The 26296-nt window shown below is 72.6% G+C and carries 24 protein-coding genes; 14 read left to right on the top strand and 10 right to left on the bottom strand.

The features are described 5' to 3' along the window. Positions 1-275: 275 nt before the first annotated feature. The 5 genes from E1212_RS04570 (at position 276) to hutI (ending at position 7299) form a co-directional block, all read left to right on the top strand. Complete coding sequence (locus E1212_RS04570) at positions 276-992, top strand: hypothetical protein (protein ID WP_131979784.1); 717 nt, start codon at positions 276-278, stop codon at positions 990-992. Continuing rightward, complete coding sequence (locus E1212_RS04565) at positions 989-3121, top strand: Rv1355c family protein (RefSeq protein ID WP_131979781.1); 2133 nt, start codon at positions 989-991, stop codon at positions 3119-3121. Before E1212_RS04570 ends, E1212_RS04565 begins: the two co-directional genes overlap by 4 nt. Beyond that, a complete protein-coding gene (locus E1212_RS04560) occupies positions 3118-5352 on the top strand; it encodes a putative bifunctional diguanylate cyclase/phosphodiesterase (RefSeq protein WP_131979779.1) in 2235 nt (744 codons plus the stop codon). Before E1212_RS04565 ends, E1212_RS04560 begins: the two co-directional genes overlap by 4 nt. A 211-nt stretch (positions 5353-5563) precedes the next feature. Next, positions 5564-6061 carry a helix-turn-helix domain-containing protein gene (locus E1212_RS04555; RefSeq protein WP_131979776.1) on the top strand — a complete coding sequence of 166 codons (498 nt, stop codon included), beginning with the start codon at positions 5564-5566 and terminating at the stop codon, positions 6059-6061. 23 nt (positions 6062-6084) lie between these two features. Then, positions 6085-7299 carry an imidazolonepropionase gene (hutI, locus tag E1212_RS04550; RefSeq protein WP_131979774.1) on the top strand — a complete coding sequence of 405 codons (1215 nt, stop codon included), beginning with the start codon at positions 6085-6087 and terminating at the stop codon, positions 7297-7299. Here the strand turns inward: hutI and E1212_RS30690 are convergent. Continuing rightward, on the bottom strand, positions 7255-8244 hold the full coding sequence (locus E1212_RS30690; protein ID WP_131979771.1) for a LysR family transcriptional regulator: 990 nt from the start codon (positions 8242-8244) through the stop codon (positions 7255-7257). The two genes, hutI and E1212_RS30690, sit on opposite strands and share 45 nt — an antisense overlap. 91 nt (positions 8245-8335) lie before the next feature. Between E1212_RS30690 and E1212_RS04540 the strand changes: the two genes are divergently transcribed. Together E1212_RS04540 and E1212_RS04535 are read left to right on the top strand one after the other, a co-directional pair. After that, a complete protein-coding gene (locus tag E1212_RS04540; RefSeq protein ID WP_131979769.1) occupies positions 8336-9625 on the top strand; it encodes an MFS transporter in 1290 nt (429 codons plus the stop codon). Positions 9626-9672: 47 nt separating this feature from the next. Further along, the gene (locus tag E1212_RS04535) at positions 9673-10182 is read left to right on the top strand and encodes a ferritin (RefSeq protein WP_131979766.1); all 510 of its coding nucleotides are present in this window, start codon (positions 9673-9675) and stop codon (positions 10180-10182) included. A 67-nt stretch (positions 10183-10249) separates the two neighbouring features. On the opposite strand, the gene E1212_RS04530 is transcribed toward E1212_RS04535, so the two are convergent. Then, positions 10250-12853, bottom strand: a complete 2604-nt coding sequence (locus tag E1212_RS04530) for a M14 family zinc carboxypeptidase (protein ID WP_162605312.1) — start codon at positions 12851-12853, stop codon at positions 10250-10252. Positions 12854-13059: 206 nt separating this feature from the next. Here E1212_RS04530 and E1212_RS04525 point away from each other — a divergent pair, with 206 nt between their 5' ends. Then, the gene (locus tag E1212_RS04525) at positions 13060-15078 is read left to right on the top strand and encodes a beta-galactosidase (protein ID WP_203416385.1); all 2019 of its coding nucleotides are present in this window, start codon (positions 13060-13062) and stop codon (positions 15076-15078) included. Here the strand turns inward: E1212_RS04525 and E1212_RS04520 are convergent. The 4 genes from E1212_RS04520 to E1212_RS04505 are packed head-to-tail and all read right to left on the bottom strand — an operon-like array spanning position 15071 to position 17644. Next, positions 15071-15808 (bottom strand): ABC transporter permease, encoded by a 738-nt coding sequence (locus tag E1212_RS04520; protein ID WP_131979762.1) that lies wholly within the window; start codon positions 15806-15808, stop codon positions 15071-15073. The genes E1212_RS04525 and E1212_RS04520 overlap by 8 nt on opposite strands. Continuing rightward, on the bottom strand, positions 15805-16695 hold the full coding sequence (locus E1212_RS04515) for an ABC transporter ATP-binding protein (protein WP_131979759.1): 891 nt from the start codon (positions 16693-16695) through the stop codon (positions 15805-15807). Before E1212_RS04515 ends, E1212_RS04520 begins: the two co-directional genes overlap by 4 nt. Continuing rightward, positions 16692-17012 carry a transcriptional regulator gene (locus E1212_RS04510; RefSeq protein ID WP_131979756.1) on the bottom strand — a complete coding sequence of 107 codons (321 nt, stop codon included), beginning with the start codon at positions 17010-17012 and terminating at the stop codon, positions 16692-16694. Before E1212_RS04510 ends, E1212_RS04515 begins: the two co-directional genes overlap by 4 nt. Beyond that, on the bottom strand, positions 17009-17644 hold the full coding sequence (locus tag E1212_RS04505; protein ID WP_131979753.1) for a transporter: 636 nt from the start codon (positions 17642-17644) through the stop codon (positions 17009-17011). Before E1212_RS04505 ends, E1212_RS04510 begins: the two co-directional genes overlap by 4 nt. 202 nt (positions 17645-17846) lie before the next feature. On the opposite strand from E1212_RS04505, the gene E1212_RS04500 reads away from it, so the two are divergent. Then, entirely contained in the window at positions 17847-19151 is a 1305-nt protein-coding gene (locus E1212_RS04500) for an SGNH/GDSL hydrolase family protein (RefSeq protein WP_131979750.1), read from the top strand. Here E1212_RS04500 and E1212_RS04495 read toward each other — a convergent pair. Both E1212_RS04495 and E1212_RS30685 read right to left on the bottom strand, forming a co-directional pair. Further along, on the bottom strand, positions 19125-20318 hold the full coding sequence (locus E1212_RS04495) for a heparan-alpha-glucosaminide N-acetyltransferase domain-containing protein (protein WP_131979747.1): 1194 nt from the start codon (positions 20316-20318) through the stop codon (positions 19125-19127). The two genes, E1212_RS04500 and E1212_RS04495, sit on opposite strands and share 27 nt — an antisense overlap. Before the next feature lie 2 nt (positions 20319-20320). Further along, on the bottom strand, positions 20321-20449 hold the full coding sequence (locus tag E1212_RS30685) for a hypothetical protein (protein ID WP_275296150.1): 129 nt from the start codon (positions 20447-20449) through the stop codon (positions 20321-20323). A gap of 145 nt (positions 20450-20594) precedes the next feature. On the opposite strand from E1212_RS30685, the gene dnaK reads away from it, so the two are divergent. Genes dnaK through E1212_RS04475 form a run of 4 tightly spaced genes read left to right on the top strand, consistent with a single transcriptional unit; the run spans position 20595 to position 24790 of the window. After that, positions 20595-22481, top strand: a complete 1887-nt coding sequence (dnaK, locus tag E1212_RS04490) for a molecular chaperone DnaK (RefSeq protein WP_131979744.1) — start codon at positions 20595-20597, stop codon at positions 22479-22481. Further along, on the top strand, positions 22478-23188 hold the full coding sequence (grpE, locus tag E1212_RS04485) for a nucleotide exchange factor GrpE (protein ID WP_238992246.1): 711 nt from the start codon (positions 22478-22480) through the stop codon (positions 23186-23188). The genes dnaK and grpE overlap by 4 nt, the downstream gene beginning before the upstream one ends. 31 nt (positions 23189-23219) lie before the next feature. Continuing rightward, positions 23220-24371 carry a molecular chaperone DnaJ gene (gene dnaJ, locus E1212_RS04480; RefSeq protein ID WP_131979741.1) on the top strand — a complete coding sequence of 384 codons (1152 nt, stop codon included), beginning with the start codon at positions 23220-23222 and terminating at the stop codon, positions 24369-24371. A 2-nt stretch (positions 24372-24373) separates the two neighbouring features. After that, complete coding sequence (locus E1212_RS04475) at positions 24374-24790, top strand: heat shock protein transcriptional repressor HspR (protein WP_275296149.1); 417 nt, start codon at positions 24374-24376, stop codon at positions 24788-24790. A 19-nt stretch (positions 24791-24809) separates the two neighbouring features. On the opposite strand, the gene E1212_RS04470 is transcribed toward E1212_RS04475, so the two are convergent. Continuing rightward, a complete protein-coding gene (locus E1212_RS04470; RefSeq protein WP_131979735.1) occupies positions 24810-25220 on the bottom strand; it encodes a hypothetical protein in 411 nt (136 codons plus the stop codon). A 74-nt stretch (positions 25221-25294) separates the two neighbouring features. On the opposite strand from E1212_RS04470, the gene E1212_RS04465 reads away from it, so the two are divergent. Beyond that, positions 25295-25903 carry a TetR/AcrR family transcriptional regulator gene (locus E1212_RS04465; protein ID WP_131979733.1) on the top strand — a complete coding sequence of 203 codons (609 nt, stop codon included), beginning with the start codon at positions 25295-25297 and terminating at the stop codon, positions 25901-25903. Here the strand turns inward: E1212_RS04465 and E1212_RS04460 are convergent. After that, positions 25889-26260 (bottom strand): DUF4333 domain-containing protein, encoded by a 372-nt coding sequence (locus E1212_RS04460; RefSeq protein ID WP_131979730.1) that lies wholly within the window; start codon positions 26258-26260, stop codon positions 25889-25891. The two genes, E1212_RS04465 and E1212_RS04460, sit on opposite strands and share 15 nt — an antisense overlap. Positions 26261-26296 lie beyond the last annotated feature (36 nt).

Raw genomic sequence — 26296 nt, 5'->3', positions numbered from 1 at the left:
CCTGCACAGGCCGTACCGCGAAAAGGGGACGTGGTGCGCGCGTCCGGGGACGTTCGCACCACGTCCCAAACGGGGCGGTGGCAGGTTTCCGCGGGCTGGTCCTGCTGCCGCAAGGTGGAGACGCGGCGGGTCTGTTGGGGGGCAGGCACCCGTCGCGTTCTCCATTCCGGCGTCACCCTCGCGCCGAGTCGGGCATAATTCATCTATAACCTGAACGGCGCATACGGTACAGATCGAGCAGACCGGACGGAGCCGTGAAGCCAGGTGCGGATGCCATGACCAGCCCCCTCAAGCCTGTCGCCGACACCACCCGCGCGTTGTACCGCTTCCGGGACGAGGCGTCGGGCATGACGATGCGCTTCTCCACGCCGAGCCAGCGGTTCGACGACTGGACCGCATACGCCGACGGCGCCCGGGCCAGCTACCGGCGCCATCGCGTCGAGCACGCCCTGGCGCTGCCCGTGGCCACGCAGGATTCCAGCGCACCGGTGTTCGCCATCGTGTCCGACGACAGCGGGAAGGTCTGGGCCGGCTGCTACGTCAACGGCCCGCTGCGATCCGTGCGCGACGCTTACGCGCCCCGCGAGCTCGTCAGCGAGCCGGTGTCGGCCTCGCTGGCCAGTCACTGGATCGAGTCCGCGTTGCCGGACGGCGTCATCGAGCTCAAGGGCGTCTGGGTGGACGCTACGTCGGAGCACAAGTCCGCGTTGGCCGACCTCATGTCGAGGGCGTTCGTGCACGCCATGCGGCTGCTCGGGGTGCGCTACGCCTACTGCTCGGCGGCGGAGCACGCGGCGTCGCGCTGGGCCAGCTCCGGCGCCGAGGAACTGCCCGGCGTCATCCCGGCCCGCTACCCCGACGATCGCTACCGCACGACGATGCTGACGTGGGACGGCGCGACGGCGGTGGGGCGCGCCACCGAGGAACAGCGCCGTCTGTTCGAGAACGAGTTCCGCACCGCGACGGGCACGGAGGTTCCGGGCACACGATGACCGATGCCACGAACGGGGCCAGCTGGCGCCCCGAGCTTGTGGACGACCCCTCCCTGCTGGCCGGCCTGAGGACGGATCCGACGGTACAGGTCGTCGACACCATCGAGCAGCAGCGGCGTGACCTCGCGCGGCTGCTCTCCGCGCCCTCCCCGGAGATCGTCGACGAGCCGACGCGGTGGTACTTCTACCCGTGGCGGCGCACCCTGGTGCACCTGCTCGGGCCCGAGGCCTTCCAGACGCTGCGCACCAACCGCAACCGCAACAAGATCACCGCCGAGGAGCAGCAACGGCTGCGCCGGCTCTCCGTCGGCGTCGTCGGCCTCAGCGTCGGTCACGCGATCGCGCACACGCTGGCGCTGGAGCGCAGCTGCGGGCACATCCGGCTGGCCGACTTCGACGAGATCGAGCTGTCCAACCTCAACCGCATCCCGGCGACGATCTTCGACCTCGGTGTGAACAAGGCGGTCGTGGCGGCCCGCCGCATCGCGGAGCTGGACCCGTACCTCGAGGTCAGCATCGAGCCGTCCGGTGTGACCCTGGAGTCGATCGACGACTTCCTGAACGGCCTCGACATCGTCGTCGAGGAGTGCGACTCGTTCGACCTGAAGCTGGCGGTGCGCGAAGCCGCGCGGCGGCACCGCCTGCCGGTCATCATGGAGACCAGCGATCGCGGTCTGCTGGACGTCGAGCGGTACGACCTCGAGCCGAACCGGCCGCTGTTCCACGGGCTTCTCGGCGAAGCGCGCCCGGCCGACCTTGCGGGCCTGTCGACGCACGACAGGGTCCCGTACGTGATGCGGGTACTGGAGCCGGCCGAACTGTCGGCGTCGATGGCCGCCTCGATGGCGGAGGTCGACGAGAGCCTCAACACCTGGCCGCAGCTGGGCGGCGACATCACACTGGGCGCAGCGTCGGTGGCCGCCGCCGTTCGGCGGCTCGCCCTGGGTGCGCCGTTGTCGTCCGGACGGGCCCGGGTGGACCTCGACGTCGTGCTGTCCAAGCTGGCCGAGCCGCCGGCGGCCGCCGCCGCCGACCTCGGTGCCGACCTCGTCCGCGACCCCGAGCCGGTGCCGGCCGAGTCGCGGGCCGCCGTCGCGCACGCCGCGCGGCTGGCGCCGTCGGGCGGCAACACGCAGCCGTGGCTCTTCACCCTCGGCCCTGAGGGCCTGGACATCGACCTCGACCCGGCGCAGACCTCCACGCTCGACGTCGCGTACCGCGGCAGCCACGTCGCCATCGGCGCGGCGCTGTTCAACGCGCGGGTCGCGGCCGCCCGGCACGGCCTGCTCGGCGACGTCGAGATACGGCCCGACGGCGACCGTGTCGCGCGCCTGCGCTTCGGCGCCGGTACGGACCCGGAGCTCGCCGCGCTGTACGACGGCATGCTGCGCCGGGTCTCGAACCGGCACTTCCACGAGCCCGTCCCGCTGCCGGCGGGGACCGGCGCCGTGCTGGGCGCCGCGGCCGCCGCCGAGGACGCCGAGCTGCACCTCGTCACCGACCGCGACCGGCTGCACGAGCTGGCCGAGCTGCTGGGCGAGTCCGACCGGCTGCGCTACCTCACCGAGCACCTGCACCGGGAGATGATGCGCGAGCTGCGCTGGCCCGGCATCGACGCGCTCGACTGGGGCATCGACGTCCGCACCCTCGAGCTGGACCGCTCCGATCTCGCCAAGTTGAGCGTCGCCCGCCGGGCCGACGTCATGGCCGTCCTGGCCGAGCAGGACCTCGGCCGGGCCCTCGGCGAGTCCACCCGCGACCGCATCGACGCCGCCGCCGGGCTGGCCGTCCTCTCCGTCGCGGGGTCGTCGCAGGCCGACTACGTGCGCGGCGGCCAGGCGGTCGAGCGGGTCTGGATCGAGGCCGAGCGGCTGGGGCTGGCGGTACACCCCACGTCACCGGTGTTCATCTACGCCGTCGACGACGCCGACTACGAGGAGCTGTCGCCCCGCTACGCCGACCGGCTTCGCCGCCTGCACGATGAATTCGGCGGTGTCACCGGTCTGGACCGGAGGCACGTCGCGCTGGTGATGCGGATCGGCTACGCTCCTAACGTCAGCGTCCGGAGCCGCCGCCTGTCTGCCCACCGCACCGTCCGGGACGCCCTGGAGGCAGGGAGCAACCTATGAAGATGGACCCGGAGACGATCCAGCCACTTCTCGAGGCGCTGGCTCGGGCCACGGACTCCATCTCTGCCGACGTGCTCGCGGTCGACGGCGGCATGCCGCTGGTCTCGTGGGGCAGCGCGGCCCAGTCCGGCGTATACGGCAAGGACATCACCGTCATGCGCGAGGCCATCCGTGCCGTCACCGCGCAGGCCGCCGCCGATCCCACGGGCGCGCTGGTCGAGCACACCACCGCCTCCGGCGTCGGCGTCATGGCCGCCCGGGTGGCCTACAGCGACTTCCGCGGCAGCCTCTGCCTCGTGCGCCTCGACGGCCGGTCGTACTCGCAGAAGGACCGCGACCTGCTGACGGTCTCCGCCCAGCTGTGCACGGCGGTCATGGAGGCGGGCGAGGTCACTGACCAGCACGGGCGCCTCGACGCCCTGGTCACCTACGTCGCCGCGGAGCTCATGAGCGTCACCGCCCGCGACCTCGCCGAGACGCTGTACCGCGTGCTCGGCGAACTGGGCCGCTACTTCGGCGCCGACACCTGCTTCCTCCGGCACAACGATCCCGAGCTGCAGGCCAGCGTGCTCGTCGACGAATGGCCGCGGCGGCGCGATGTGCCCGAGCCCGATCCGCTCGGCATCGTGCCGTGGGAGACCGACGACGCGATCTTCGCGATGATCAAGGACCAGCGCGAGCCGTTCATCACCCGGCCGTCCGACGGGCAGCTCGAATACCAGGAGCGGGTCCGCGCCGGTTCCGGCGTGCCCGAGGTCTCCCTGGCCATGGTGCCGCTCATCCACGACGACACCACGCTCGGCGTGCTGGGGCTGATCCACTTCGGCGACCGCATCTGGACCCGCGCCGAGGTGCGGGCGCTGCGGGCCATCGCCGCACTGCTGGTGCAGCTCGACGCCCGGGTCGCGGCCGAGGAGAGCCTGCACCATCAGGCGTACCACGACGAGCTCACCGGCCTGTGGAACCGCCGGGCCTTCGTCGAGGACCTCAAAGCGGTGCTCGACGCCGACCCGCGCGCCCCGCTCGCGGTCCTCTTCGCCGACATGGACCGCCTCAAGACCGTGAACGACGTGCTGGGCCACACCGTCGGCGACAACTTCATCCAGGCCGTCGCCCACCGGCTGCGCGACTCGGTCCGTCCGCACGACTTCGTCGCGCGGCTCGCGGGCGACGAGTTCGTCATCGTGCTGCACGACATCGGGTCCACGTCGGCGGCCGAGCGGGCCGCCCGGCGCATCCTCGACCGCGTCGCCGAGCCGCTCGAGGTCGGCGGGCACTCCATCAGCCGCAGCGCCAGCATCGGCGTGGTGGTCAACGGCGAGGTACCCAGCACGGTCGACGAGCTGCTCGGCAACGCCGACGTCGCGCTGCTCGAGGCCAAGGAGCGCGGTGGAGACTCGGTAGTGGTGTTCAACGACGACCTGCGGTCCAAACTCCTCGTCCGCGCCGACCTCGAGCTGCGCCTGCGCACCGCCATCAGCAACAACGAGATGCGGCTGTACTTCCAGCCCGAGTTCGACCTCCGCGACGGCCGCATGACCGGGGTCGAGGCGCTGGTGCGCTGGCAGCATCCCGAGCGCGGGCTGCTCGCCGCCGACGCCTTCATCTCCGTCGTCGAAGAGATCAACCTCGCCGCCGAGCTGGGTCGCTGGGTGCTCGAGGAGGCCTGCCGGCAGCTGGCGACGTGGAAGCGCACGTCGCCCGTGCCGCCGCCCCTGGTCCGCGTGAACATCTCCGCCGGCGAGCTCATCAGCGCCGACTTCGTCGGCTTCGTCGCGACCCTGCTGAGCCGGTACGGGCTGGCCCCCGCCGAGCTCGGCATCGAGATCACCGAGAGCACGGTGATGCGCGAGATCGACGACGTGCGGGCCACCCTCAACGGGCTGCGGGGCCTGGGCGTCACGCTCGCCATCGACGACTTCGGCACCGGGTACAGCTCGCTGGCCCAGCTGAAGCAGCTCCCCGTCGACATCCTCAAGATCGACCGCAGCTTCGTCTCGGCGCTCGCCGAGAGCAGCGGCGATCGCGCCATCGTCGCCGCGATCGTCCGCCTCGCCGAGGCGTTCAACCTGACCACGGTGGCCGAGGGGGTCGAGGATCCGGCAGCGGTCACCACGCTGCTCGACCTCGGCTGTTACCGCGCTCAGGGATTCTTCATGTCCAAGCCGCTGCCGGCCCAGGTGGTCCTGGAGCAGGCGCGGAATCCAGGAGTCCCGTTACGCATGGTGTGACGTGGAACACGTGCCGCTGGCGTGTTCCTGCCACACCTCTTAGCATGCGAAGCTGAAGAAGGTCACGGACGTCCGGTGATCAACCGGGCGCGAATGCCCGGTATCCTCTGATCTGTCCGGGCGTAGTCCGGGACCTGCCAGGGGGGCGGCGCAGGCGTGCTGGTGCGGGCGGATCAGTACGGAGGACGAGGCACCTTTGGGGAGCTCGACGATGAACGACGGCAGTCCCGACTCGACCGAGGAGGACTTCGCGAAGGTCGTGGGTGCACGGTTGCGCGCGCTGCGCAAGCGTCGCCGGCTCTCGCTGCAGGCCGTCGAAGAGAAGTCCGGTGGCCGGCTGCGCGCTGTCGTGGTCGGCTCCTACGAACGCGGCGACCGCGTGGCGTCCATCCGGCGCATCGCTGAGCTCGCCGAGTTCTACGGCGTCCCGGTCGACACCCTGGTGTCCGACGGCGCCCGGTCCCGTATCCCGGCCCAAGAGGGCAAGGTCGTCCTCGATCTCGACGCGCTGCGCAACGCACCGCCCGAGGCCGAGCGGCTGGCCACCTTCGTGGCCTCCATCCAGCGCCAGCGCAACGACTTCGGCAGCCCGGTGCTCACCATCCGGTCCGAGGACATCTCGCTGGCCGCCCTGCTCTACGAGATCCCGCCCGCCGAGCTGCGGGAGAAACTGGTCACCTGGGGCGTGCTCGCCAGCACCAGCCCGTAGCTCGGTCTCGTTAGGCTGCGGTCGTGGCAACGACCCTGCTCGACGGCATCGGGCTGCTGGTGACCAACGATCCCGCCCACGGTGACGGCTCGCCGCTCGGCGAGATCTCCGGCGCTGCCCTGATCGCCGACTCCGGTGGCCGGGTGCTCTGGGTCGGCCCGGCCCCCGCCGCGCCCAGCGCCGACACCCGTGTCGACCTCGGCGGACGTTGTGTCGTCCCCGGCTTCGTCGACAGTCACGCGCATCTGGTCTTCGCCGGCGACCGGTCGGCCGAGTTCGCCGCGCGCATGAGCGGGCAGCCCTACGCCGCGGGCGGCATCCGCACGACGGTCGCCGCCACCCGGGCCGCGGCCGACGAGCAGCTGGCGGCCAATCTCGCCCGGCTGGTGGCCGAGATGCGCCGTCAGGGCACCACCACCGTCGAGATCAAGAGCGGCTACGGCCTGACGGTGGCCGACGAGGCCCGCGCGCTCGCGCTCGCCGGGCAGCACACCGACGAGACGACGTACCTCGGGGCGCACGTGGTGCCGGCCGAGTACGCCTCCGACCCGGCGGCGTACGTCGACCTCGTCACCGGTGCCATGCTCGACGTCTGCGCCCCGCACGCCCGCTGGGTCGACGTGTTCTGCGAGACCGGGGCGTTCGACGCCGACGCCGCGCGCGCGGTGCTCACGGCGGGCATCGACCGCGGCCTGGGCGCGCGCGTGCACGCCAACCAGCTCGGTCCCGGCCCGGGCGTGCAGCTGGCCTGCGAGCTGGGTGCGGCCAGCGCCGACCACTGCACGTTCCTCGACGACGCCGACGTGGCCGCGCTGGCCGGCTCGGGCACTGTCGCGACCCTGCTGCCCGGTGTCGAGTTCTCGACCCGGTCGCCGTACCCCGACGCCCGCCGGCTGCTGGCCGCCGGCGTCACCGTCGCCATCGCCACCGACTGCAACCCCGGCTCCTGCTACACGTCGTCGATGCCGTTCTGCATCGCGCTCGCGGTGCGCGAGATGCGGCTGACGCCGGCCGAGGCGCTCCGGGCGGCCACCGCCGGTGGCGCGGCGGCCCTGCGGCGCACCGACGTCGGCCGGCTGTCGCCGGGTGCGCGCGCCGACCTCGTCGTGCTGGACGCGCCGTCGTACGTGCACCTCGCCTACCGCCCCGGCGTGCCCCTGGTCGCCGACACCTGGGTCTCGGGCCGGCCGGCCTCAGCGGGGGGCGTCGCCGAGCAGCGCCCGGTCGGCGGCCGGTAGCCAGGCGCCGGGCGGCGGGTCGAGCCAGCCCTCGGCGGGGATCAGCTCGTCCAGCGCCCGGTGCAGGGCGTCGATGCCGGGGTGGCGCAGCGCCGCCCGGTGCGCCATGGTCCACGGGTACAGCGGGACCGGATCGGTGAGCGGCCGCACGACGGTGCCCGGGATCGGCGCGGCGTCGGTCTTGGTGAGCACCGGCCAGCCGGTGGTGCGCAGGTGGTGGGTGGTCTCCTCGGGCGGCGCGGCGGCGACGGCGGCCATGCCGGGGTGGTGGTCCGGGGCGACGGTGCCGCCGTGGCCGGTGACGAGCTCGGCTCCGAGTGCGACCCATTCCGGCGCCTCGGGGTTCCCGCCGCTGGTGTCGACGGTGCGGCCACGCAGCGCCGCCATGGGGATGGTGTCGTGGCGGGCGAGCGGGTCGTCGTCGAGGATCATGAGGCCCAGCGGCTCCAGCCGGACCGGACGGCGGTTCACGTCGGCGGGCAGCGCGGCCCGGATGCCGGCCAGCCGGCCGAACACCACGTCGACCCGGTGCGCCAGCAGGCCGCGCACCGCGGCGTCGCACCCGCCGTGGAACCGCGCCTCGAGCTCGGCGCTGGGCGCCAGCGGCCGGGCCGTCTCGAGCACGCGCAGCGCGGTCGAGCGGTCGTGCATGACGTCGACGAGCAGCGGGCGGGCGGAGTCGCGCAGCTCCGCGAGCATGGCGTCGTGCAGGGCCAGCAGCTCGGTGGCCCGGGCCAGCAGGCGCTCGCCCGACGGCGTGAGGGTCACCCGCCGGGTGGTGCGGACGAACAGCCGGACGCCGACCTCGCGTTCGAGCCGCGCGACGTCGCGGCTGAGCGCCTGCTGGGCGATCAGGAGCCGGGCCGCGGCGCGGCCGAAGTGCAGTTCCTGGGCCACGGCCACGAAATGCCGCAGCAGCCGGGTGTCGACGTCGGGGACGGCCACCCCGCCACCCTACCGATTGACAACATGAGACGGTCAATGGCGCTCGAACAGGTGTTGGACGCCCGCAGGTGACGGCGCCGATCGTGGGGACATGACGACCTCCATGCTTCCGGCGGCGCCCACGTGGCCCCCGTCGACCCGCACCCGGGTGGCGCTGCTCGCCGCCGCCACCGCCGTCGGCAGCATCGGCCTGGCCGCCGGTGGCATGGCCGGGCCGCTGCTGGCCACCGAGCTCACCGGCGACCCCGCGACGGCCGGCCTGCCGATCGGCGTGCACGTGGCCGGCTCCGCCGTCGGCGCCCTGCTGATCTCGCGGGTCAGCACCCGCACCGGCCGGCCCGCCGCGCTCGCCCTCGGCTACGTCCTGGGCGCCGTCGGCGCGGTGGTGGTCGTCGCCGCCGCTGCCGGGGCAGGTTTCGGGCTGCTGCTCGTGGGCAGCGCGATCTTCGGGATCGGCAACGCGCCGGTGTTCCTGGCCCGCTACGCCGCGGCCGAGGCCGGCGGGCCGGACGCCCGGGGCCGCGCGCTGGGCATCGTGCTGTTCGCGGTGGCGGCCGGGGCGGTCGCGGGCCCGAACCTGCTCGCGGCGAGCGGCCGGCTCGCGTCGTCGGCCGGGCTGCCGTCGCTGACCGGTCTGTACCTGGTCTCCGTCGTCGCCTTCCTCGCCGCCGCGGCCACCCTCCTCCTTCTCCTCCCAAAGTTGATCGTGGAGAACGTGCGCCGTCGATCGGACATTCCGCCCGGCGATACCCCGGTTTCTCCAAGATCGACTTTGGCTGCGGGCGGTGTGCCGGCGGGGGTGACGACGACGGCGACGGCGACGGCGTGGCGGGCGGTCGCGCTGCTGGCCGTGACGAACCTGGTGATGGTGGGGGTCATGGCGGTGGCGCCGGTGCACCTGCTGGCGCACGGCCACGGCCCGGCGCTGGTGGGCGGCATCGTCAGCGTGCACGCGCTGTGCATGTTCGCCCCGTCGCTGGTCTCCGGTCCGCTGCTGGACCGCGCCGGCCCGGCCGTGGTGACGGTGGTGGCCGCCGTGCTGATGGCCGCGGCCGGCGTGGTCGGGGCCGCCGGCGCGGGCGACGGCGTCGTGCTGCTCGTGTCGCTGGCTCTTCTCGGCCTGGGCTGGAACGCCGGCGTGCTTGCCGGCAGCGCACTGCTCACGGCGTCGGTGCCGGTGGGCGAGCGGCTGCGGGCCGAGGGGCGGGGCGAGGTGGCCATGGGCCTGGCGGCCGGTGGCGGTGCGCCGATCGCCGGGCTGGTGATGGCGTCGGGCGGCTTCGCGGCGCTCGTGGCGGGCGCGGCGATCGTGGTGCTGGTGGTCGCGATCCCGGTGGTAGTGACGCTGCCGCGGAGGTTCGGCGAACCTTCGCAAGGTTAGGCACGACTTCGTGGAAATGCGCTCTGAGCTGCGATAACGTCGTGCTCATGAAGCTCAACGACACGCTTGCCAAGGCCTTCTCCGAGCAGATCACGCTCGAGGTCGAGTCGTCCGTGGCCTACCTGCAGCTGGCCATCGCGCTCGAGGACGCCAACCTGCCGGGCATGGCGTCGTGGATGCGCATCCAGTCCGACGAGGAGCGCGCCCACGCCGTCAAGTTCATCCAGCACGTCACCGCCCGCGGCAACCGCCCGCAGATCGGCGGCATCGCGGCGCCCCAGGACCCCGGCACGGCCGTGGTGGCGGCGTTCGAGGCGTCGCTGGCGCACGAGCAGAAGGTCTCCGACTCCATCCGTTCGCTCTACCGGCTGGCCCTGGCCGAGGGCGACATCGACAGCCTCCCGCTGCTCAGCTGGTTCATCGAGGAGCAGATCGAGGAGGAGTCGACGGTCTCCGAGATCCTCGGCCGGCTGCACCTCATCGGCGACGACGGTCCCGGCCTGCTGCGGCTGGACGAAGAGCTGGGCTCCCGCCGCCCTGGCGCCGACGAGGCCTGACCCCGCCCGAGGCGCGAACCGCCCCCGCGGCCCAGGGCGGGCCACGGGGGCGAGTCGTGCGCGGCGCCTACCGGGCGGTCACCCGGGCCGGTAGCTCGGCCGCGGACACCGGGGTGCCGGGACCGTTGTACAGCGCGTTGGACACGATGGTCCACGCCGACCGCGGCCAGCTGCGGAAGGTGATGTCCGCACCCGCCACCGTCGCCTGGCCCTCGCCCACCGGCACGGTCACCACGTTGGCGAGGCCCGCCAGCGCCGCCTGGCCGTGGGCGTACCCGCTGGCCAGCAACTCGCCGGAGGTGGGATAGCTCGACGCGACGGTGGCGCCGGACCCTCCGGCCACGGTGTAGGCCGGGCTGTTGTTGTACCAGACCGGCCAGTTCGCCGGCATGCCCCAGGTGGCCGGGGCGGCCGGGTCGAACTGCGCGTTCAGCAGCGTGCCGGGGGCGCTGAACGCGGCCCGGTCACGCGGCGTGGCATTGGTGATCGGCAGCGCCAGCAGCTCGCGTGCCGTCTCCGCGGCCGCGCCGACGGCGACCAGGTTGCCGCCCTGCTGCACCCACGTCGCCAGCGCCTGCCAGCCGGTCTCGCCGACGCCGCGGGCCCAGTGGAACTCCTCCGGGTACTGCGCCGGGTTCAGGCCGGTGACGATGCGGGCCTTGTTCACCCCCGGGGCGACGAGGATGGTGTCGAACCGCGCGAGGTTCGCGTAGTCGTCGGCCTCGACCACCTCGTAGTTCAGTCCGTAGGTGTCGGCCAGCCACATCAGCCAGCCGCCGGGCATGTTGTTGGCGCCGCGGATCAGCCCGATCGTCGTATCGGGCTTGAGCTCCAGCGCGGCGACGGCGGGCACCTGCGGCGCCGTCGTCACCGGCAGCGCGGTCAGCGCCGACGCCTCGGCCAGGGCGCCGCGGGCCGCCGCCGTCGCCGGCACGATCAGCGTGCCGGGCTCGTAGGCCATGCTGCCGGACTGGAAGGCCGCCGTCGCCCGGAACACCGGGACGCCGTCCGCCTGCAGCCCGGAGATCACGTGCGTCAGCCCGTACGACGTCGGCCGCACCAGGTAGGCGCCGTTCGCCGGCGGGTTCGGCACCGCGGGGGCGGTGATGTCGTCGGCGTCGATCCGCTCCGTGCGCGCCACTCGCGCGTCGTCCGCCGTCGCCACCGTCAGGCCGAGCAGCATGGCGAGATTGTCGGTCGTCTCGCTGTACGGCATGATCAGCGGGCAGCCGGCGCACTTGCGCGCCTGCTCCGGGTAGTGGTCCACCTCGAGCACCTGGTCGACCCAGCTGCCCATCGGCTGCCGCGTCTGGATCAGCAGCGTGCCGGCCGGGTAGGTCGTCCGGCCCACCCGCACCGTCGACAGCGCGCGGTCGACCTCGACGCCGGCGGTGTCGAAGATCTGGACCAGCTGCTTGACGGCGTACGGGTCGCGCTGGCCGGCCGGCACCAGGTAGGTCTCGGGGCCGCCGTCGGGCTCCATGTTCCTGCGGTTGACCTGATACAGGTTGTTGAACAGCCAGTCGTCGGCGTCCTTGGCCACGCTGTCCAGGCCGGTGTACATCGACAGCTTGGCGTACTCGACGATCTGCTCCAGCGTCCACGTCGGCTCCGTGTACGGGTCGAACGTGCGCATCGTGCGGTCGCGGGCGCCGGGCGGGGAGCCGTCGGGGTTCGAGAACGGCAGCGCGAGGTCGCGCACCGAGGCGATCTCGTGCAGGAACAGCGAGGCGCCGCGGTGCGGGCCGGTGCCGAACACGTCGGCGTTCCAGAAGATGCCGTAGGCGTCGTCGGTGCTGACGCCGGGCAGTCCCGCCTCGGCGGCGGCGTTGGCGACCTCGGCGCCCAGCGCGTTCGAGGCGGAGATCGTGATCGAGTCGATGTTCGGGCCCAGCGGCTCGTCGAACGGGGGCACCCACATGCGCGGGCTGTTGGACCCGGCCTGATGCATGAAGTGCAGGATCACCGGACGATACTGCTGCTCCAGCCGGGTGCGGATGCGCGACTCCTCCTGCGTGAAGAAGATCCAGTCGCGGTTGTTGTCGTGGCCGACGTACTTGTGGTACAGGTCCGGGTAGGTGCGCGCGTAGGCCGTACCCTCGGTCTCGTTGAAGTAGTCGACCAGCAGATGCTGCCCGTCCGGGTTCGCCGACGGCACCACCAGGATCACCAGGTTGTCCAAAATGTTCTGGACGAACTCCGACCGCTCGGTCGACAGCCGGTGGATGACGTCGACCAGCGCCGGCAGGTTGCCGACCTCGGTGGAGTGCAGAGTCGCCTCGAGGTAGTAGACGGGGACGCTCTGCTCGGCGAGGGCGCGGGCCTCGCTCTCGCTGAGGTCCGAGCGCGGGTCGGCGAGGCGCTCGTTGGCCTCGAGGATCTCGTCGAGGTCGGCCAGGTTCTCGGCCGAGCTCACCCGCATGACGGGGTATTCGTGTCCCAGCGTCGTGGTGCCGGCGACCTCGTACTCGACGCTGTCCGATTCCTCGGCGACGAGTTCGAAGTAGTCCTTGATCTCCTCGAAAGGAGCCAGCTTTCCGCTGGTTCCCATGGCGAATCCGAAGAATTCCTCGGGGGTGGGAATGTCCTCGGGGGCGGCGTCCGCGGTGCTCGACCGGTCGTCACCGGGGATGACGACCAGCACCGACGCGGCGAGAGCGGCTGCGGCCACACCCGTCAGGGCACGCTTCATTGACATGGTCGGGACCTCCGTACATTGAGCCCGGCGATGCGTGCAATAGCCCTGGTGCTCGCTGGACATTTCGGACGTGGGGGTCCCCGTAACGTAGCGACAGCAGTTGGTAGGGTCAATGCTCATGTCAGTAGGACAAGATGCTATTGACGGTGCAATAACAAACCGGTAAATTGGGAGCGATTTTGAGCCCACGCCCGTGGAACGCGAAGATCACCGGCATCGCCTTCGGTGGTGACTACAACCCCGAGCAGTGGCCGGAGGAGGTCTGGGCCGACGACGTCCGGCTGATGAAGGACGCCGGCGTCACCATGGTCAGCGTCGGCATCTTCTCGTGGGCCGTCGTCCAGCCCGAGCCGGACCGCTTCGAGTTCGCCACGTTCGACCGCGTCCTCGACACCCTGGCCGACGCCGGCATCGTGGCCGGCCTGGCCACCATGACCGCGTCGCCGCCGCCCTGGCTGGCCCGGCTGCACCCCGAGACGCTGCCGGTCACGGCCGACGGCGTCACTCTCTGGCCGGGCGGGCGGCAGCACTACTGCCCGTCCAGCCCGGTCTACCGGCGCTACGCGGGCCAGCTGGTCGAGCGGGTGGCGCAGCGCTACGGCGACCACCCGGCCCTCGCCGAGTGGCACATCGGCAACGAGTACGGCTGCCACGTGTCGCGCTGCTGGTGCGACGTGTCGGCGGCGGACTTCCGGGTCTGGCTGCAGCGCCGCTACGGCGACGTCGACGGGCTGAACGAGGCGTGGTCGACGACGTTCTGGTCACAGCGCTACTCGTCGTTCGAGGAGGTGCAGCCGCCGCGGTCGGCGCCGACGTTCCCGAACCCGGCCCAGGAGATCGACTTCACCGAGTTCGGCTCCGACGCGTTGCTGGCCTGCTACCTCATGGAGAAGGAGATCGTCGGCCGGATCACCCCGGACGTGCCGGTGACGACGAACTTCATCCCGATGCCGCGCGGCACCGATCCGTTCGCCTGGGCGCCGCACCAGGACGTCGTCAGCTACGACTCCTACCCCGACCCGTACGATCCCGACGCCCACGTGCTGGCCGGGTTCGGCTACGACCTCATGCGCTCGCTGCGCCACGGCCAGCCGTGGATGCTCATGGAACAGGCGCCCGGCGCGGTGAACTGGCGGCCGCGCAACAGTCCGAAGCCGCCGGGGCTGATGCGGCTGTGGTCGTGGCAGGCCGTGGCCCAGGGTGCCGACGCCGTCCTGTACTTCCAGTGGCGACAGTCACGCGGCGGCGCGGAGAAGTTCCACTCGGCCATGGTCCCGCACGGCGGCGAGCACACCCGCGGATTCCAGGAGGTCCGCGAGCTGGGGGCGGAGCTGCGGGCGGCCGCCGAGGTGGCCGGCGGGCGCAGCACGGCCGACGTCGCGCTGGTCATGGACTGGCGCAGCTGGTGGGGTCTGCAGCGCAGCTCGCATCCCGCGGTGCTCGAGCAGTTCGACGCCATCACGGCGCATTACGCGCCACTACTGGGCCGCTCGGTCGCCGTCGACGTCGTGCCGCCGTCGCGCGACCTGTCCGCGTACAAGCTGGTCGTCGTCCCGAACCTGTACCTGGTGTCCGAGGCCGACGCGGCCCGGCTGACGGCCTACGTCGACGGCGGCGGGCACCTGCTGATGTCGTTCTTCTCCGGCATCGTCGACGAGTACGACCGCGTCCACCTGGGCGGCTACCCGGCGCCGTTCCGCGACGTGCTGGGGCTGCGGGTGGCGGAGTTCTGGCCGCTCGAGGAGGGCGGCACCGTCGACGTCGAGCTCGCCGGCACCGTCACCCCGGCGACCGTCTGGTCCGAGATCGTCGAGCCGGCCGGCGCCGAGGTGGTCGGCACGTTCGCGTCGTCCGAGCCGGCCGGCGGGCCAGCGGTCACCCGCAACGCCTACGGCACGGGGGTCGCCTGGTACGTCGGCACCCGGCTGGCCGACGGCGCCATGGACGCACTGGTCGGCCGGGTGCTGACGGGCGCCGGGGTGACGCCGGTGCTGCCCGGGCTGCCCGCGGGCGTACAGGCGACGGTGCGGTCGAACGACTCCGGGCGCTACGCGTTCCTGCTCAACCACGCGACGGCGACGGCACTCGTGCCGGTGCCCGCGGCGACGGCGCTGGTGGGCCCGGCGCCGTCGGGCGGACGGGTGGAGCTGCCGCCCCGCGGTGTCGCCGTCCTGCGCCTGGAGGACCGACTCAGCTGAACCGGCGGCCCTCGTCGCGGCGGTAGGCGACCACCGCCGCGGCACCCGCTGCCACCGTCCACACGCCGAGCATGATCATCGACACCGGCTCGACGGCGATGTCGGAGACGGCGGCCCAGATCAGCTCCCCGGCGCCGCGCGTGGGCAGGAACGGCGCGATGGTCTCGATGAAGCCGGGCAGGTCCTCGGGGTCGCCCATGAGGCCGCCGCCGAAGGCCAGCGGCAGGAACGAGATGGTCGCGACGGCGGTGGCGGCCTTGGCCGGCAGCGAGTACCCGATGGCCAGGCCCAGCAGCGTGAAGGGCACGACGACGACCACCAACGCGCCCAGGGCGGCGGCGAACCGGGCCGGGCTCAGCGTGGCCTCGGTGAACAGGACCGCGATGACCACGACCGGGACGACCGCCACCAGCACGAACGCGGTGCCGACCAGCACCCGGGCGGCGAAGCGGGGTCCGGGGCCGGCGGGCAGCGTGCGCACGAACGGCTCCCACGGCAGCGCGCGGTCCTCGGCCACGCCGGCGCCGTACTGGAACAGGCAGGTGACCATCGACGCGAACACCACCATGGACGCGGTGGCGAGGGTGGCCGCTCGCGGGTCGCTGCCGATGCTCGGGACGACGAAGAACAGCATCGACGCCGCCGGGAAGAACACGGTCGCGATGACGGCGACGGGGATGCGCACCGTCTCGAGGAACTGGTAGCGCGCGTAGGTGAGGACGAGGCTCATGCGAGGCTCCGGTGGTCGTTCGCGGTCATGGCCAGGAACGCGTCCTCGAGCGACGTGCTGCGCACTTCGAGGTCGCGGAACGGCACGCCGGCGGTGACGAGCTCGCGTACGAGCGCGTCGGCGTCGGTGGTCATGAGGTGCGCCCGGCCGGTGTCGTCGCTCGCCGCCGACACCACGCCGGGCAGCGCCGGCAGCTCGCCGGCCGTCAGGCTGACCCGGCGCATGCCGGCGACGTCGCGGATCTCCGCGGTGCTGCCGTCGCGGATGACGCGGCCGTGGTCGATGACGACGACCCGCTCGGCCAGCGCCTCCACCTCGTCGAGATAGTGGCTGGTCAGGACGACGGTGCCGCCTTCGGCGTGGAAGGCGCGGATGCCCTCCCACAGGTGGTGCCGCGCGTCGACGTCGAGCCCGGTGGTCGGCTCGTCGAGGAAGACGATCTCGGGCCGGCCGGCGAACGCCAGCGCGACCGCGAGCCGCCGCTTCTGCCCGCCGCTGAGCGAGCCGCACTGGCGCCCCTCGATCCCGGTGAGGCCGAACCGCTCGAACAGCTCCGCCGGCGGGACCGGGTCGGCGAAGTGCGCCGCCACCAGGCGGGCGGTCTCGCCGACGCGCAGGCTCAGCGGCAGCCCGGTCTCCTGCGGCGTGACGCCGACGATGCGGCGGGTGGCGGGCGTCATCGGGTTCCGGCCCCGGATCTCGACCCGGCCGTCGTCGGGCCGGCGCAGCCCCACGAACAGGTTGATGAGGGTCGACTTGCCGGCGCCGTTCGGGCCGAGCAGGCCGACCAGCTGCCCGCGCGGGATGTCGAGGTCGACGTGGTCGAGCGCGACGATATCGCCGTAGCGGCGCGAGACACCGGCGGCGCGGGCGATGAGCCCGGTCATGGCTGCTCCGTTCCGGCGGCGCCGTCGAGCAGGGCGCGGATCGCCGTCGTGTAGTCGTCGAACGCGGCGCGGCCGCGCGAGGTGAGGGCGACGTAGGTGACCGGGCGTCGTCCCTGGTGGGTCTTCGTGATCTCGACGTAGCGGGCCTCCTCGAGCTTGCCGAGGTGGACCGAGAGGTTGCCGGCGGTCATGTCGAGCACCTTCTGCAGGTAGGGAAAGGTCATGTGGTCGCCGGTGGGGAGCGCGGACAGCGCCGCGACCACTCGCAGCCGGGCCTGGGCGTGGATGACGGGGTCGAGGTCGGGCGGCGTCGTCATGGCTCGGCTCGCCGGGCCGTCACCGTTGCCACCAGCCCGGCGACGATGAGCGCGCCGCCGCCGGCGACCGCGATGACCAGCGAGTGCCACCCCGGTCCGGCCAGAGCGCCCACGAGGTTGACCACCAGCAGCCAGCCGCCGAGCACGAACATGCTCCAGTCGAGCCAGATGGCCGCGCCGGCTACGTACAGGACGCCGGTCACGGCCACGCTGATGGACCCGAACAGCAGCCCGCGCTGGTCCTCGGGCAGGTGCTCGGCGAACCGGCCGAGGAGCGGGAAGATCGTGCCGAACCCCAGCGCCCAGCCGGCTCCGTAGATGGCGCCGCGGCGGGTGCTCTCGCCGCCGATCCGACGGGCCTCGCGCGCCGAGGTGACGACGGTGACGGCGGCGGCGAGCGCCATGAGCACGAACAGCACGGCCAGCGGCAACGCGTCGGGGAGGTCGGCCCAAGGGCCGTCGCTGCCCGGCCCCTGATCGAGGGCGAGCAGGCCGAAGCCGATGAACAGGGCGAGGCCCCAGGGCAGGTAGTAGAGCACGATGCTGCTCCGGTGCCGCCCGGCGACCGCCGCCTGCTCGCGGGCGATCAGCCGCAGCGACTCCTCAGGGGTCAGCTCATCCGGGTTCGTCATGCCAATGACTTTAAGGCACAAAGTAGTTTGTCCGCAAGCCTGGCGGGCAGCTGCGCGGACGTAGCAGCGGAAACCGTCTGCCGCACGGGGCCGGCCGTTCGGCGCACCACGGCTGGCGGGCCGGGCCGCGGCGGCTCTAGCGTCACGACTGCCGCGTGCGGTCACCCCCGCCGGACGCAGCCGACACGACGAGGAGCCGCCGATGCCGCCGTCCCGTTCGTTGCCGAGATCCCTCCGCCGCTGGGCCGGGCTGCTGACCGCCGCCGCCGCGGCGGGCGCCGCGTTGATGGCCGGCGCCACACTGGCCGAGCCGCCCGCCGACGCCGCGGTCCCGAGCACTGCCGCCGCTGACGCCACCGCAGGTGCGACCGGCTGGGTGGGCACCTGGGCCACCGCGGTGGCGCGGCCGGAGAGCGGCGCGGCGCTGGCCGGCTTCACCGACACCACGTTCCGGCAGCGGCTGCACGTGTCGGTGGGCGGCACGCAGGCCCGGCTCCGGCTCAGCAACGTGTACGGGACGCAGCCGCTGGTCGTCGGGGCCGCGACGCTGGCCCTGCCGGGCGCGAACCCGGGTGACGTCGACGCGGCGACGCTGCGGCCGGTGACGTTCTCGGGCGACGCGAGCGTGACCGTCCCGGCCGGAGCGGAGGTGGTGTCCGACCCCGTCGCGCTGCGGATCGCCGACGACAACGACGTCCTCGTCAGCCTGCACGTGCCCGGCCCGACCGGGCCGGCGACGTACCACTCCGCGGCGCACTCGACCGGCTGGCTGGCCGACGGCGACCGGACCGCCACGCCGTCGGGGTCGGCGTTCGACCGGACCACCACGTCGTTCTGGTTCCTCGACGGACTGGACGTGCGCGGCGCGACGTCCGGCGCGGTGGTGTTCCTCGGCGACTCCATCACCGACGGCAGCGGCTCGACCCGCGACGCGAACCGGCGCTGGCCCGACTACCTGGCCGACCGCATGCTCCAGCTGCCGCGGCCGCAGCGGTTCGGCGTCCTGAACGCCGGCATCGGCGGCAACCGGCTGCTGCTGCACGCCAACAGTCCCGGCCAGGGCGACAACGCGCTGGCCCGGCTCGACCGCGACGCGCTGACCCAGACCGGCGCCGGCACCGTCGTGGTCTTCGAGGGCGTCAACGACATCCAGCAGCCGAACTCGCAGTACGACCCCGAGAGGTTGATCGCGGCCTACGAGCAGATCGTCGAGCGCGGCCACGACCAGGGGATGCGCGTCATCGGCGCCACCATCGGGCCGTTCCGGGGCTGGGGCACGTGGACGCCGGAGCGCGAGGCCGTGCGGGTCGCGGTCAACGAGTGGATCCGCGGGTCCGGCGCGTTCGACGCGGTCATCGACGTCGACGCGGTCCTCCGCGACCCGGCCGACCCGCAGCGGATCCGCCCGGAGTACGACTCCGGCGACCACCTGCACCCGGGCGACGCCGGCTACGCCGCGATGGCCGCCGCGGTGGACCTGTCAGTCCTGTCGCCGCGGCGACGGTGACAGCACCAGGTCGCGACCGGCCCGGCCCATGGCGGCCGCCACCGCCTCGAGCGGGCCGCGGCCGATGAACGCGCGCCAGGGCATCGCGATGGCGAACACGATCACCACGTGCGTCAGGTAGGTCGAGAGGTCGTGGCCCTGCACCGGGCCTGAGAGCAGCACGACGTGCAGGGTGTACAGCGTGAACGTCATGCCGCCGATGGCCGCCAGCGGCCAGACCAGCGGCCGGGCCCGTGCCGCCAGGAGCAGCATGAGGCCCAGCACCGCCGCGCTCGTGCCGATGGTGTGCAGCAGGTCGAACGGCGTGGCGGTGTGGGGCGCCGCCACCACCAGCCACCACCACGACGTGGCCGGGGTGGTGCCGTAGAAGGACGTGTGGTTCACGGCCGCGGCGAAGTCCAACGGGCTGGCCGGGTGCCCGCCCAGGCCGGCGGCGACCAGGTGCTCCAGCGCGCCGTTGTCGAGCAGCACCGTCGACGTCACCCAGGCGGCCACGGCCAGCGCCGCGCCGCCGGCCAGCAGCAGCGTCGCGACCCTGGTCGACGACAGCGCCAGCCTGCCGATGCCCAGCCCGACCAGCAGGTACGCCATCCAGGGGAACACCGGGTAATAGCCGGTGACCAGCAGCTCGCGCAGCAGGGCGCCCGGGTTCTCGAGCGAGTCGAAGGAGGGCGAGTCGTACGACGACAACGGCTCGCCGATGCGCCAGTAGTGGTTGAGCAGCGGCGCGCCGGCGGCCCAGGCCAGGCCGAGAGGCAGCAGGATCCACGGCCCGAGCCCGAGGAACGGGATCGCCAGCACGAACAGCAGCGCGTAGTTGACCAGGATGACCGCGACGCCGGAGTCGAACGCGCCCAGGCACAGCCCGACCAGCAGGATGACCAGCGCACGCAGGGCCACGCCGACGCTCGCGGCGGCCAGCGGCCGGCCCCGCGGCGGCGTGCGTCCTCCGGTGGCCAGCGCCAGGCCCACTCCGGCCAGCAGAGCGAACAGGGCAGACGAGCGGCCGCTGGCGATGAGCCGCGACGCGGTGAGCCCGCCGTCGTCGCCGATCGCCGGGATGATGTGCACCGACATCATGCCCAGCAGGGCGATGCCACGGGCCGCGTCGACTCCCAGGAGCCGGCTGCGCACCGCGGTGGGGCGCGCGTCCTCCTGAACGGCCATGCCTAGAAGAACAGGGCGGCGAGGAACGGCGCCGCCCCGGCGACGAGGCACAGGATGAGCACCGCCGCGACGATCTTGGTGCGGAGGTCGGTGCGCCGCGGCTGGTCGTCGTCCTGGAACTCCGGGAACATGCGGGCCAGCGTACGCGGCGGAACTGAGGGAATCCTCAGAGCCGGTCGGTCGTTGTCGGGGGTAGTGAAGTTGAGCCGCATCGGCTCAAGGTTATAGTTGAGCCATACTGACTCAACTGCTGAGTGGACTCTGGAGGTAACTGCCATGGCACGTGCCGTCGGCATCGACCTGGGCACGACGAACTCCGTCGTGGCCGTACTCGAGGGTGGCGAGGCCACCGTCATCGCCAACGCCGAGGGGTCGCGGACCACCCCGTCCGTCGTGGCCTTCGCCAAGAACGGCGAGGTCCTGGTCGGTGAGGTCGCCAAGCGGCAGGCCGTCACCAACGTCGATCGCACCATCCGCTCGGTCAAGCGGCACATGGGCACCGACTGGTCGCAGAAGATCGACGACAAGAACTTCACCCCGCAGCAGATCTCCGCGTTCGTGCTGCAGAAGCTCAAGCGCGACGCCGAGGCGTACCTCGGCGAGACCATCACCGACGCCGTCGTCACCGTCCCGGCCTACTTCAACGACTCCCAGCGCCAGGCCACCAAGGAGGCCGGCGAGATCGCGGGCCTCAACGTCCTGCGCATCGTCAACGAGCCCACGGCCGCCGCGTTGGCCTACGGTCTCGACAAGGGCGAGCACGACCAGACCATCCTCGTCTTCGACCTCGGCGGCGGCACCTTCGACGTGTCCCTCCTCGAGATCGGCGAGGGCGTCGTCGAGGTCAAGGCCACCAGCGGCGACAACCACCTCGGTGGCGACGACTGGGACCAGAAGGTCGTCGACTGGCTGATCGGCCAGGTCAAGTCCGCGCACGGCCTCGACCTCTCCAAGGACAAGATCGCCATGCAGCGCGTCCGCGAGGCCGCCGAGCGGGCGAAGATCGAGCTCTCGTCCAGCACCCAGACGTCCATCTCGCTGCCGTACATCGCGCAGGACGCCGAGAAGAACCCCGTCCACGTCGACGAGACCCTCTCGCGCGCGCAGTTCGAGCAGATGACGGCCGACCTGCTGGCCCGCACCAAGTCGCCGTTCCAGAACGTGGTCCGCGACGCCGGCATCTCCGTCGACCAGATCGACCACGTGGTCCTCGTCGGCGGCTCCACCCGCATGCCCGCCGTCGTCGACCTCGTCAAGGAGCTCACCGGCGGCAAGGAGCCCAACAAGGGCGTCAACCCCGACGAGGTCGTCGCCGTCGGCGCCAGCCTGCAGGCCGGTGTCCTCAAGGGCGAGGTCAAGGACGTCCTGCTGCTCGACGTCACCCCGCTGTCCCTCGGCATCGAGACCAAGGGCGGCGTCATGACGAAGCTCATCGAGCGCAACACGACCATCCCGACCAAGCGCTCCGAGATCTTCACCACGGCCGACGACAACCAGCCGACGGTGGGCATCCAGGTCTACCAGGGCGAGCGCGAGATCGCGGCCTACAACAAGAAGCTCGGCACGTTCGACCTCACCGGCCTGCCGCCGGCGCCGCGCGGCGTCCCGCAGATCGAGGTCACGTTCGACATCGACGCCAACGGCATCGTGCACGTGTCGGCCAAGGACCTCGGCACCGGCCGCGAGCAGTCCATGACCATCACCGGTGGCTCGTCGCTGCCCAAGGACGACATCGAGCGCATGGTCCGCGAGGCCGAGCAGTACGCCGAAGAGGACCGCAAGCGCCGCGAGGCCGCCGAGAACCGCAACCAGGCCGAGTCGCTCGTCTACCAGACCGAGAAGTTCCTCGCCGACAACACCGAGAAGGTGAGCACGCTCTCGCAGGAGGTCCGCGACGACGTCGACACCTCCCTCGCCGAGGCCAAGAAGGCGCTCGAGGGCAACGACGAGTCCGCCATCAAGTCGGCGACTGAGCGGCTGCAGACGGCGTTCCAGGCGCTGGGTGCGGCCATCTACGCCAGCGCGCAGGCCCCGTCCGGCGACGGCGCGCAGGCCGGCCCCGACGCGGGCGCCGACGGCGCGACGTCCTCCGACACCACCGACAACGCCGAGGAGGACGTCGTCGAGGCCGAGATCGTCGACGACGAGAAGGACACCAAGTGACCGATGCGCAGCGACCTGACACCGCGGGGGAGGGCTCCGAGGAGCTGAAGCCCGTCATCCGCGACCGGCGCCGCATCGACCCCGAGACCGGCGAGCGGCGCGACACCGACGCCGACGCCGGCTCGGAGTCCGCCGCGGCGGGCGCGGGGGCCACGGCCGCCGCGCCCGGTCCCGGCGGAACCGTGTCCGATGCGGAGCTCGCGGCGGCGAAGGCCGAGGCGGCCGAGCGGCTCGACGACCTGCGCCGGCTGCAGGCCGAGTACGTCAACTACCGGCGGCGGGTCGATCGTGACCGCGAGGCCAACCGCGAGGCCGCCAAGGCCGAGGTGCTGGCCGAGCTGCTCGGCGTGCTCGACGACATCGGCCGGGCCCGCGAGCACGGCGACCTCACCGGGGCGTTCCGGTCGGTCGGCGAGGCGCTCGAGTCGGTCACGGCGAAGGCCGGCCTGGTCCGCTTCGGCGAGCCGGGCGACGCCTTCGACCCGATGATCCACGAGGCGCTCATGCACGGCTACGCCGACGACGTCGAGGTGCCCACCTGCACGCAGATCCTGCAGCCGGGCTACCGCATCGGCGAGCGCGTCATCCGGCCCGCCCGGGTCGCGGTGGCCGAGCCGACCGAGGCGCTGCCGGAGCCGTCCGCCGACTCGTCCGCCGACTCGTCCGCCGGGGACGACTCGGCGGAGAATAAGGACGACCAGAGCTGACGTTCCGTAGACGGAGAGGAGGGGTGAGCCCGTGAGCACGAAGGACTGGATCGAGAAGGACTACTACAAGATCCTCGGCGTCGCCAAGGACGCCGACGCGGCCACGGTCAAGAAGGCCTACCGCACCCTCGCTCGCGAGCTCCACCCCGACCGCAACAAGGACGACAAGGCCGCCGAAGAGCGTTTCAAGGACGTCTCCGAGGCGTACTCCGTGCTGTCCGACCCCGCCAAGCGCAAGCAGTACGACGAGGCGCGCACGCTCTTCGGCAGCGGCATCCGCACCCCGGCGGGCGGCGGGAGCGGCGGATCGTTCAACTTCGACCTCGGGGACCTGTTCTCCGGAAGCGGCAGCGGCGGTCTCGGTGACGTGTTCGGCGGCATCTTCGGCCAGCGCAACCGACCGCGGGGCACCGGCGCCCGCCGGGGCGCCGACGTCGAGCGCGAGGTCACCGTCACGTTCTCCGAGGCGGTCGAGGGCAAGACCATCCCGCTGAAGCTCACCAGCTCGTCGGCGTGTTCGGCCTGTGCCGGCACCGGCGCGCGGGCGGGCACGGTTCCGCGGGTGTGTCCCACGTGCTCGGGCACCGGCTTCACCAGCACCGACTCCGGCGGCTTCGGCATGGCCGAGCCGTGCAAGGACTGCCGGGGCCGCGGCCTGGTCGTCGACGACCCCTGCCCGGTGTGCAGCGGCTCGGGCCGCGGCACGACCAGCAAGGTCATGCACGTGCGCATCCCGGCCGGCGTGGTCGACGGGCAGCGCATCCGGCTGCGCGGCAAGGGCGTGCCGGGCGAGCGCGGCGGGCCTGCAGGCGACCTCTACGTGATCATCCACGTCGGGTCGCACCCCGTGTTCGGCCGCCGTGCCGAGCACCTCACGGTCACCGTGCCGGTCACGTTCCCCGAGGCCGCACTCGGCGCCGACATCAAGGTGCCCACGCTGGGCGGCAGCCCGGTCACCCTCAAGCTGCCGCCGGGCACGCCCAACGGCCGCACCTTCCGGGTCCGCGGCCGCGGCGCGGCGCGCAAGGACGGCACGCGCGGCGACCTCCTGGTCACCGTCGAGGTGTCGGTGCCGCCGAACCTCAAGGGCGATGCCAAGCACGCGCTCGAGGAGTTCCAGACGGCCACCTCGGGCGAGGACGTCCGGGCCGAGCTGATGAACCTGGCGGCGAAGGAGGCATGACCATGGAGGCCGGAGGACGCTTCATCGTGACGATGTCCGGCGCCGCGCGGCTGGTCAGCGACGACGAGCCGCTGTACGTCATCTCCGTGGCGGCCGAGATGGCCGGCATGCACCCGCAGACGCTGCGCCAGTACGACCGCCTCGGGCTGGTGACGCCCCGGCGCACCCCCGGCGGCGGCCGGCGCTATTCGTTGCGCGAGGTCGAGATGCTCCGCGAGGTGCAGCGACTGTCCCAGGAAGACGGCGTCAACCTCGTCGGCATCAAGCGCATCCTGGAGCTCGAGGCCGAGGTGCACGCCCTGCGCCAGCAACTCGACCTCATCACCGGCGCGGCCGACGAGCCGGCCGACTACCTGCCGGTCCCGGCGTTCACGTCGGCGCTGGCGGTCTACCGGTCCCGCTACGTCGCCCGCGACTGACCGCCCCCGGCCGGAGGCGTCAGGCCGTCAGCAGGCCGACGCCCAGGGTGGCGAGGCCGGCGGCGAGGATCAGCGCGCCGATCCAGACCAGCCAGATGAACTGGTTGGGTCTCGTGCGCCCGGGCCCGAGCGAGGAGAAGAAGAACCCGGCCGGCATGACGATGGCGGCGATCGGCACGCCGCTGCGGGCCACCCACGCCGCGAACCCGTCCAGCGACGTCGCGTCGGTGAGGATCGCCGTGATCAGGCCCAGCGTGACGAACATGCCCGCGTGACCGTGCCCGGCCCGCGCGAACGAGCGCTGGAAGTCCGTGGCCGGGACCTTGCCGCGCGCGATGCGGGTCAGGTACCAACCGCCGGACTCGATGGTGACGGCGGCGAGCAGGAGGACACCGGCCAGCCGGGTGGCCTCCGTACTGAGCTCGAGCATGTCGGTGACCTCTCGTACGGGTGGAGCGAATAATCTAACACTGTTATGAAACAGCGTCAGGTTATTCTCGTCAAGTGGGTAGACCTCGCTTGCACGACGACGCGCTGCGCGACCTGCTGCTCGAACGGGCGGCCGAGACGGTGTCGTCCGGCGGCGTGGCGGCGCTGAGCCTGCGCACGCTGGCCGCCGACGCCGGCACGTCCACGGCGGCGGTGTACTCCCTGTTCGGCGGCAAGCCCGGCTTGGTCACGGCCCTCTACGAGCGGGTGTTCGCCCGGTTCGCCGGGCGGCTGGCCGCGGTCGGCGTCAGCGCCGACCCGGTCGACGACATCGTGCGCCTCGGCCACGCCTACCGCGAGAACGCGCTCGCCGATCCCTACGGCTACCGGGTCATGTTCGGCGACGAGCTCCGGCCCGGCGACGTCGGCCGGCGCGCGGCGCGCACCGGGGCGCGCACGTTCGAGCCGCTGCTCGACGCGGTCCGGCGGGCGGTCCGCGCGGGCGCCTTCCCGGCCACCCCGGCGCCGGAGTCGATCGCCACCGCGCTCTGGGCCAACGTGCACGGGCTCGTCTCGATCGAGCTCGGCGAGTTCATGCCGCCGCGCGCGGGCGACCCCGCCGCGGTGTTCGCGGCGGCCGTGCGGGCCAACGTCACCGGCTGGACGGCGTCAGCTGCTCGGTGACGGGGTGGGTTCGCCCGGTGGCGTCGCCGGCGGCGTGGGGGCCGGGGTCGCGGTGTCGGTGCGCACCTCGTACCGGACGTCGTTGCCGTCGACGTCGGTGGCGGTGACGGTGAGCCCGACGGTCTCGCCGTCGACCGTGGCCGTGCAGCGCACCGACGCGTCGACCTCGCCGGGCAGGTCGCCGTCGCAGGTCACCGACTCGACCGGGTGACCGGACTGCTCCTCCATGAGCTGCTTCACGGCGGTCTCGAGGTCGGACTCCGGCACGGACCGGTCGTCGAGCGCGGAGCACGCGGACAGGGCGGCGCCGACGAGGGCGGCGGCGGCCAGCGCGGCCGCGAGGCGAGGACCGGACATCGCCGCCCATCATCCCCGACCCATGTCCTTGTCCCG

Source organism: Jiangella ureilytica (genome assembly GCF_004348545.1).
GTDB classification, from domain to species: domain Bacteria; phylum Actinomycetota; class Actinomycetes; order Jiangellales; family Jiangellaceae; genus Jiangella; species Jiangella ureilytica.
Note: the sequence above shows the minus strand (reverse complement) of the source record. Positions and strands in the feature narration are given on the sequence as shown.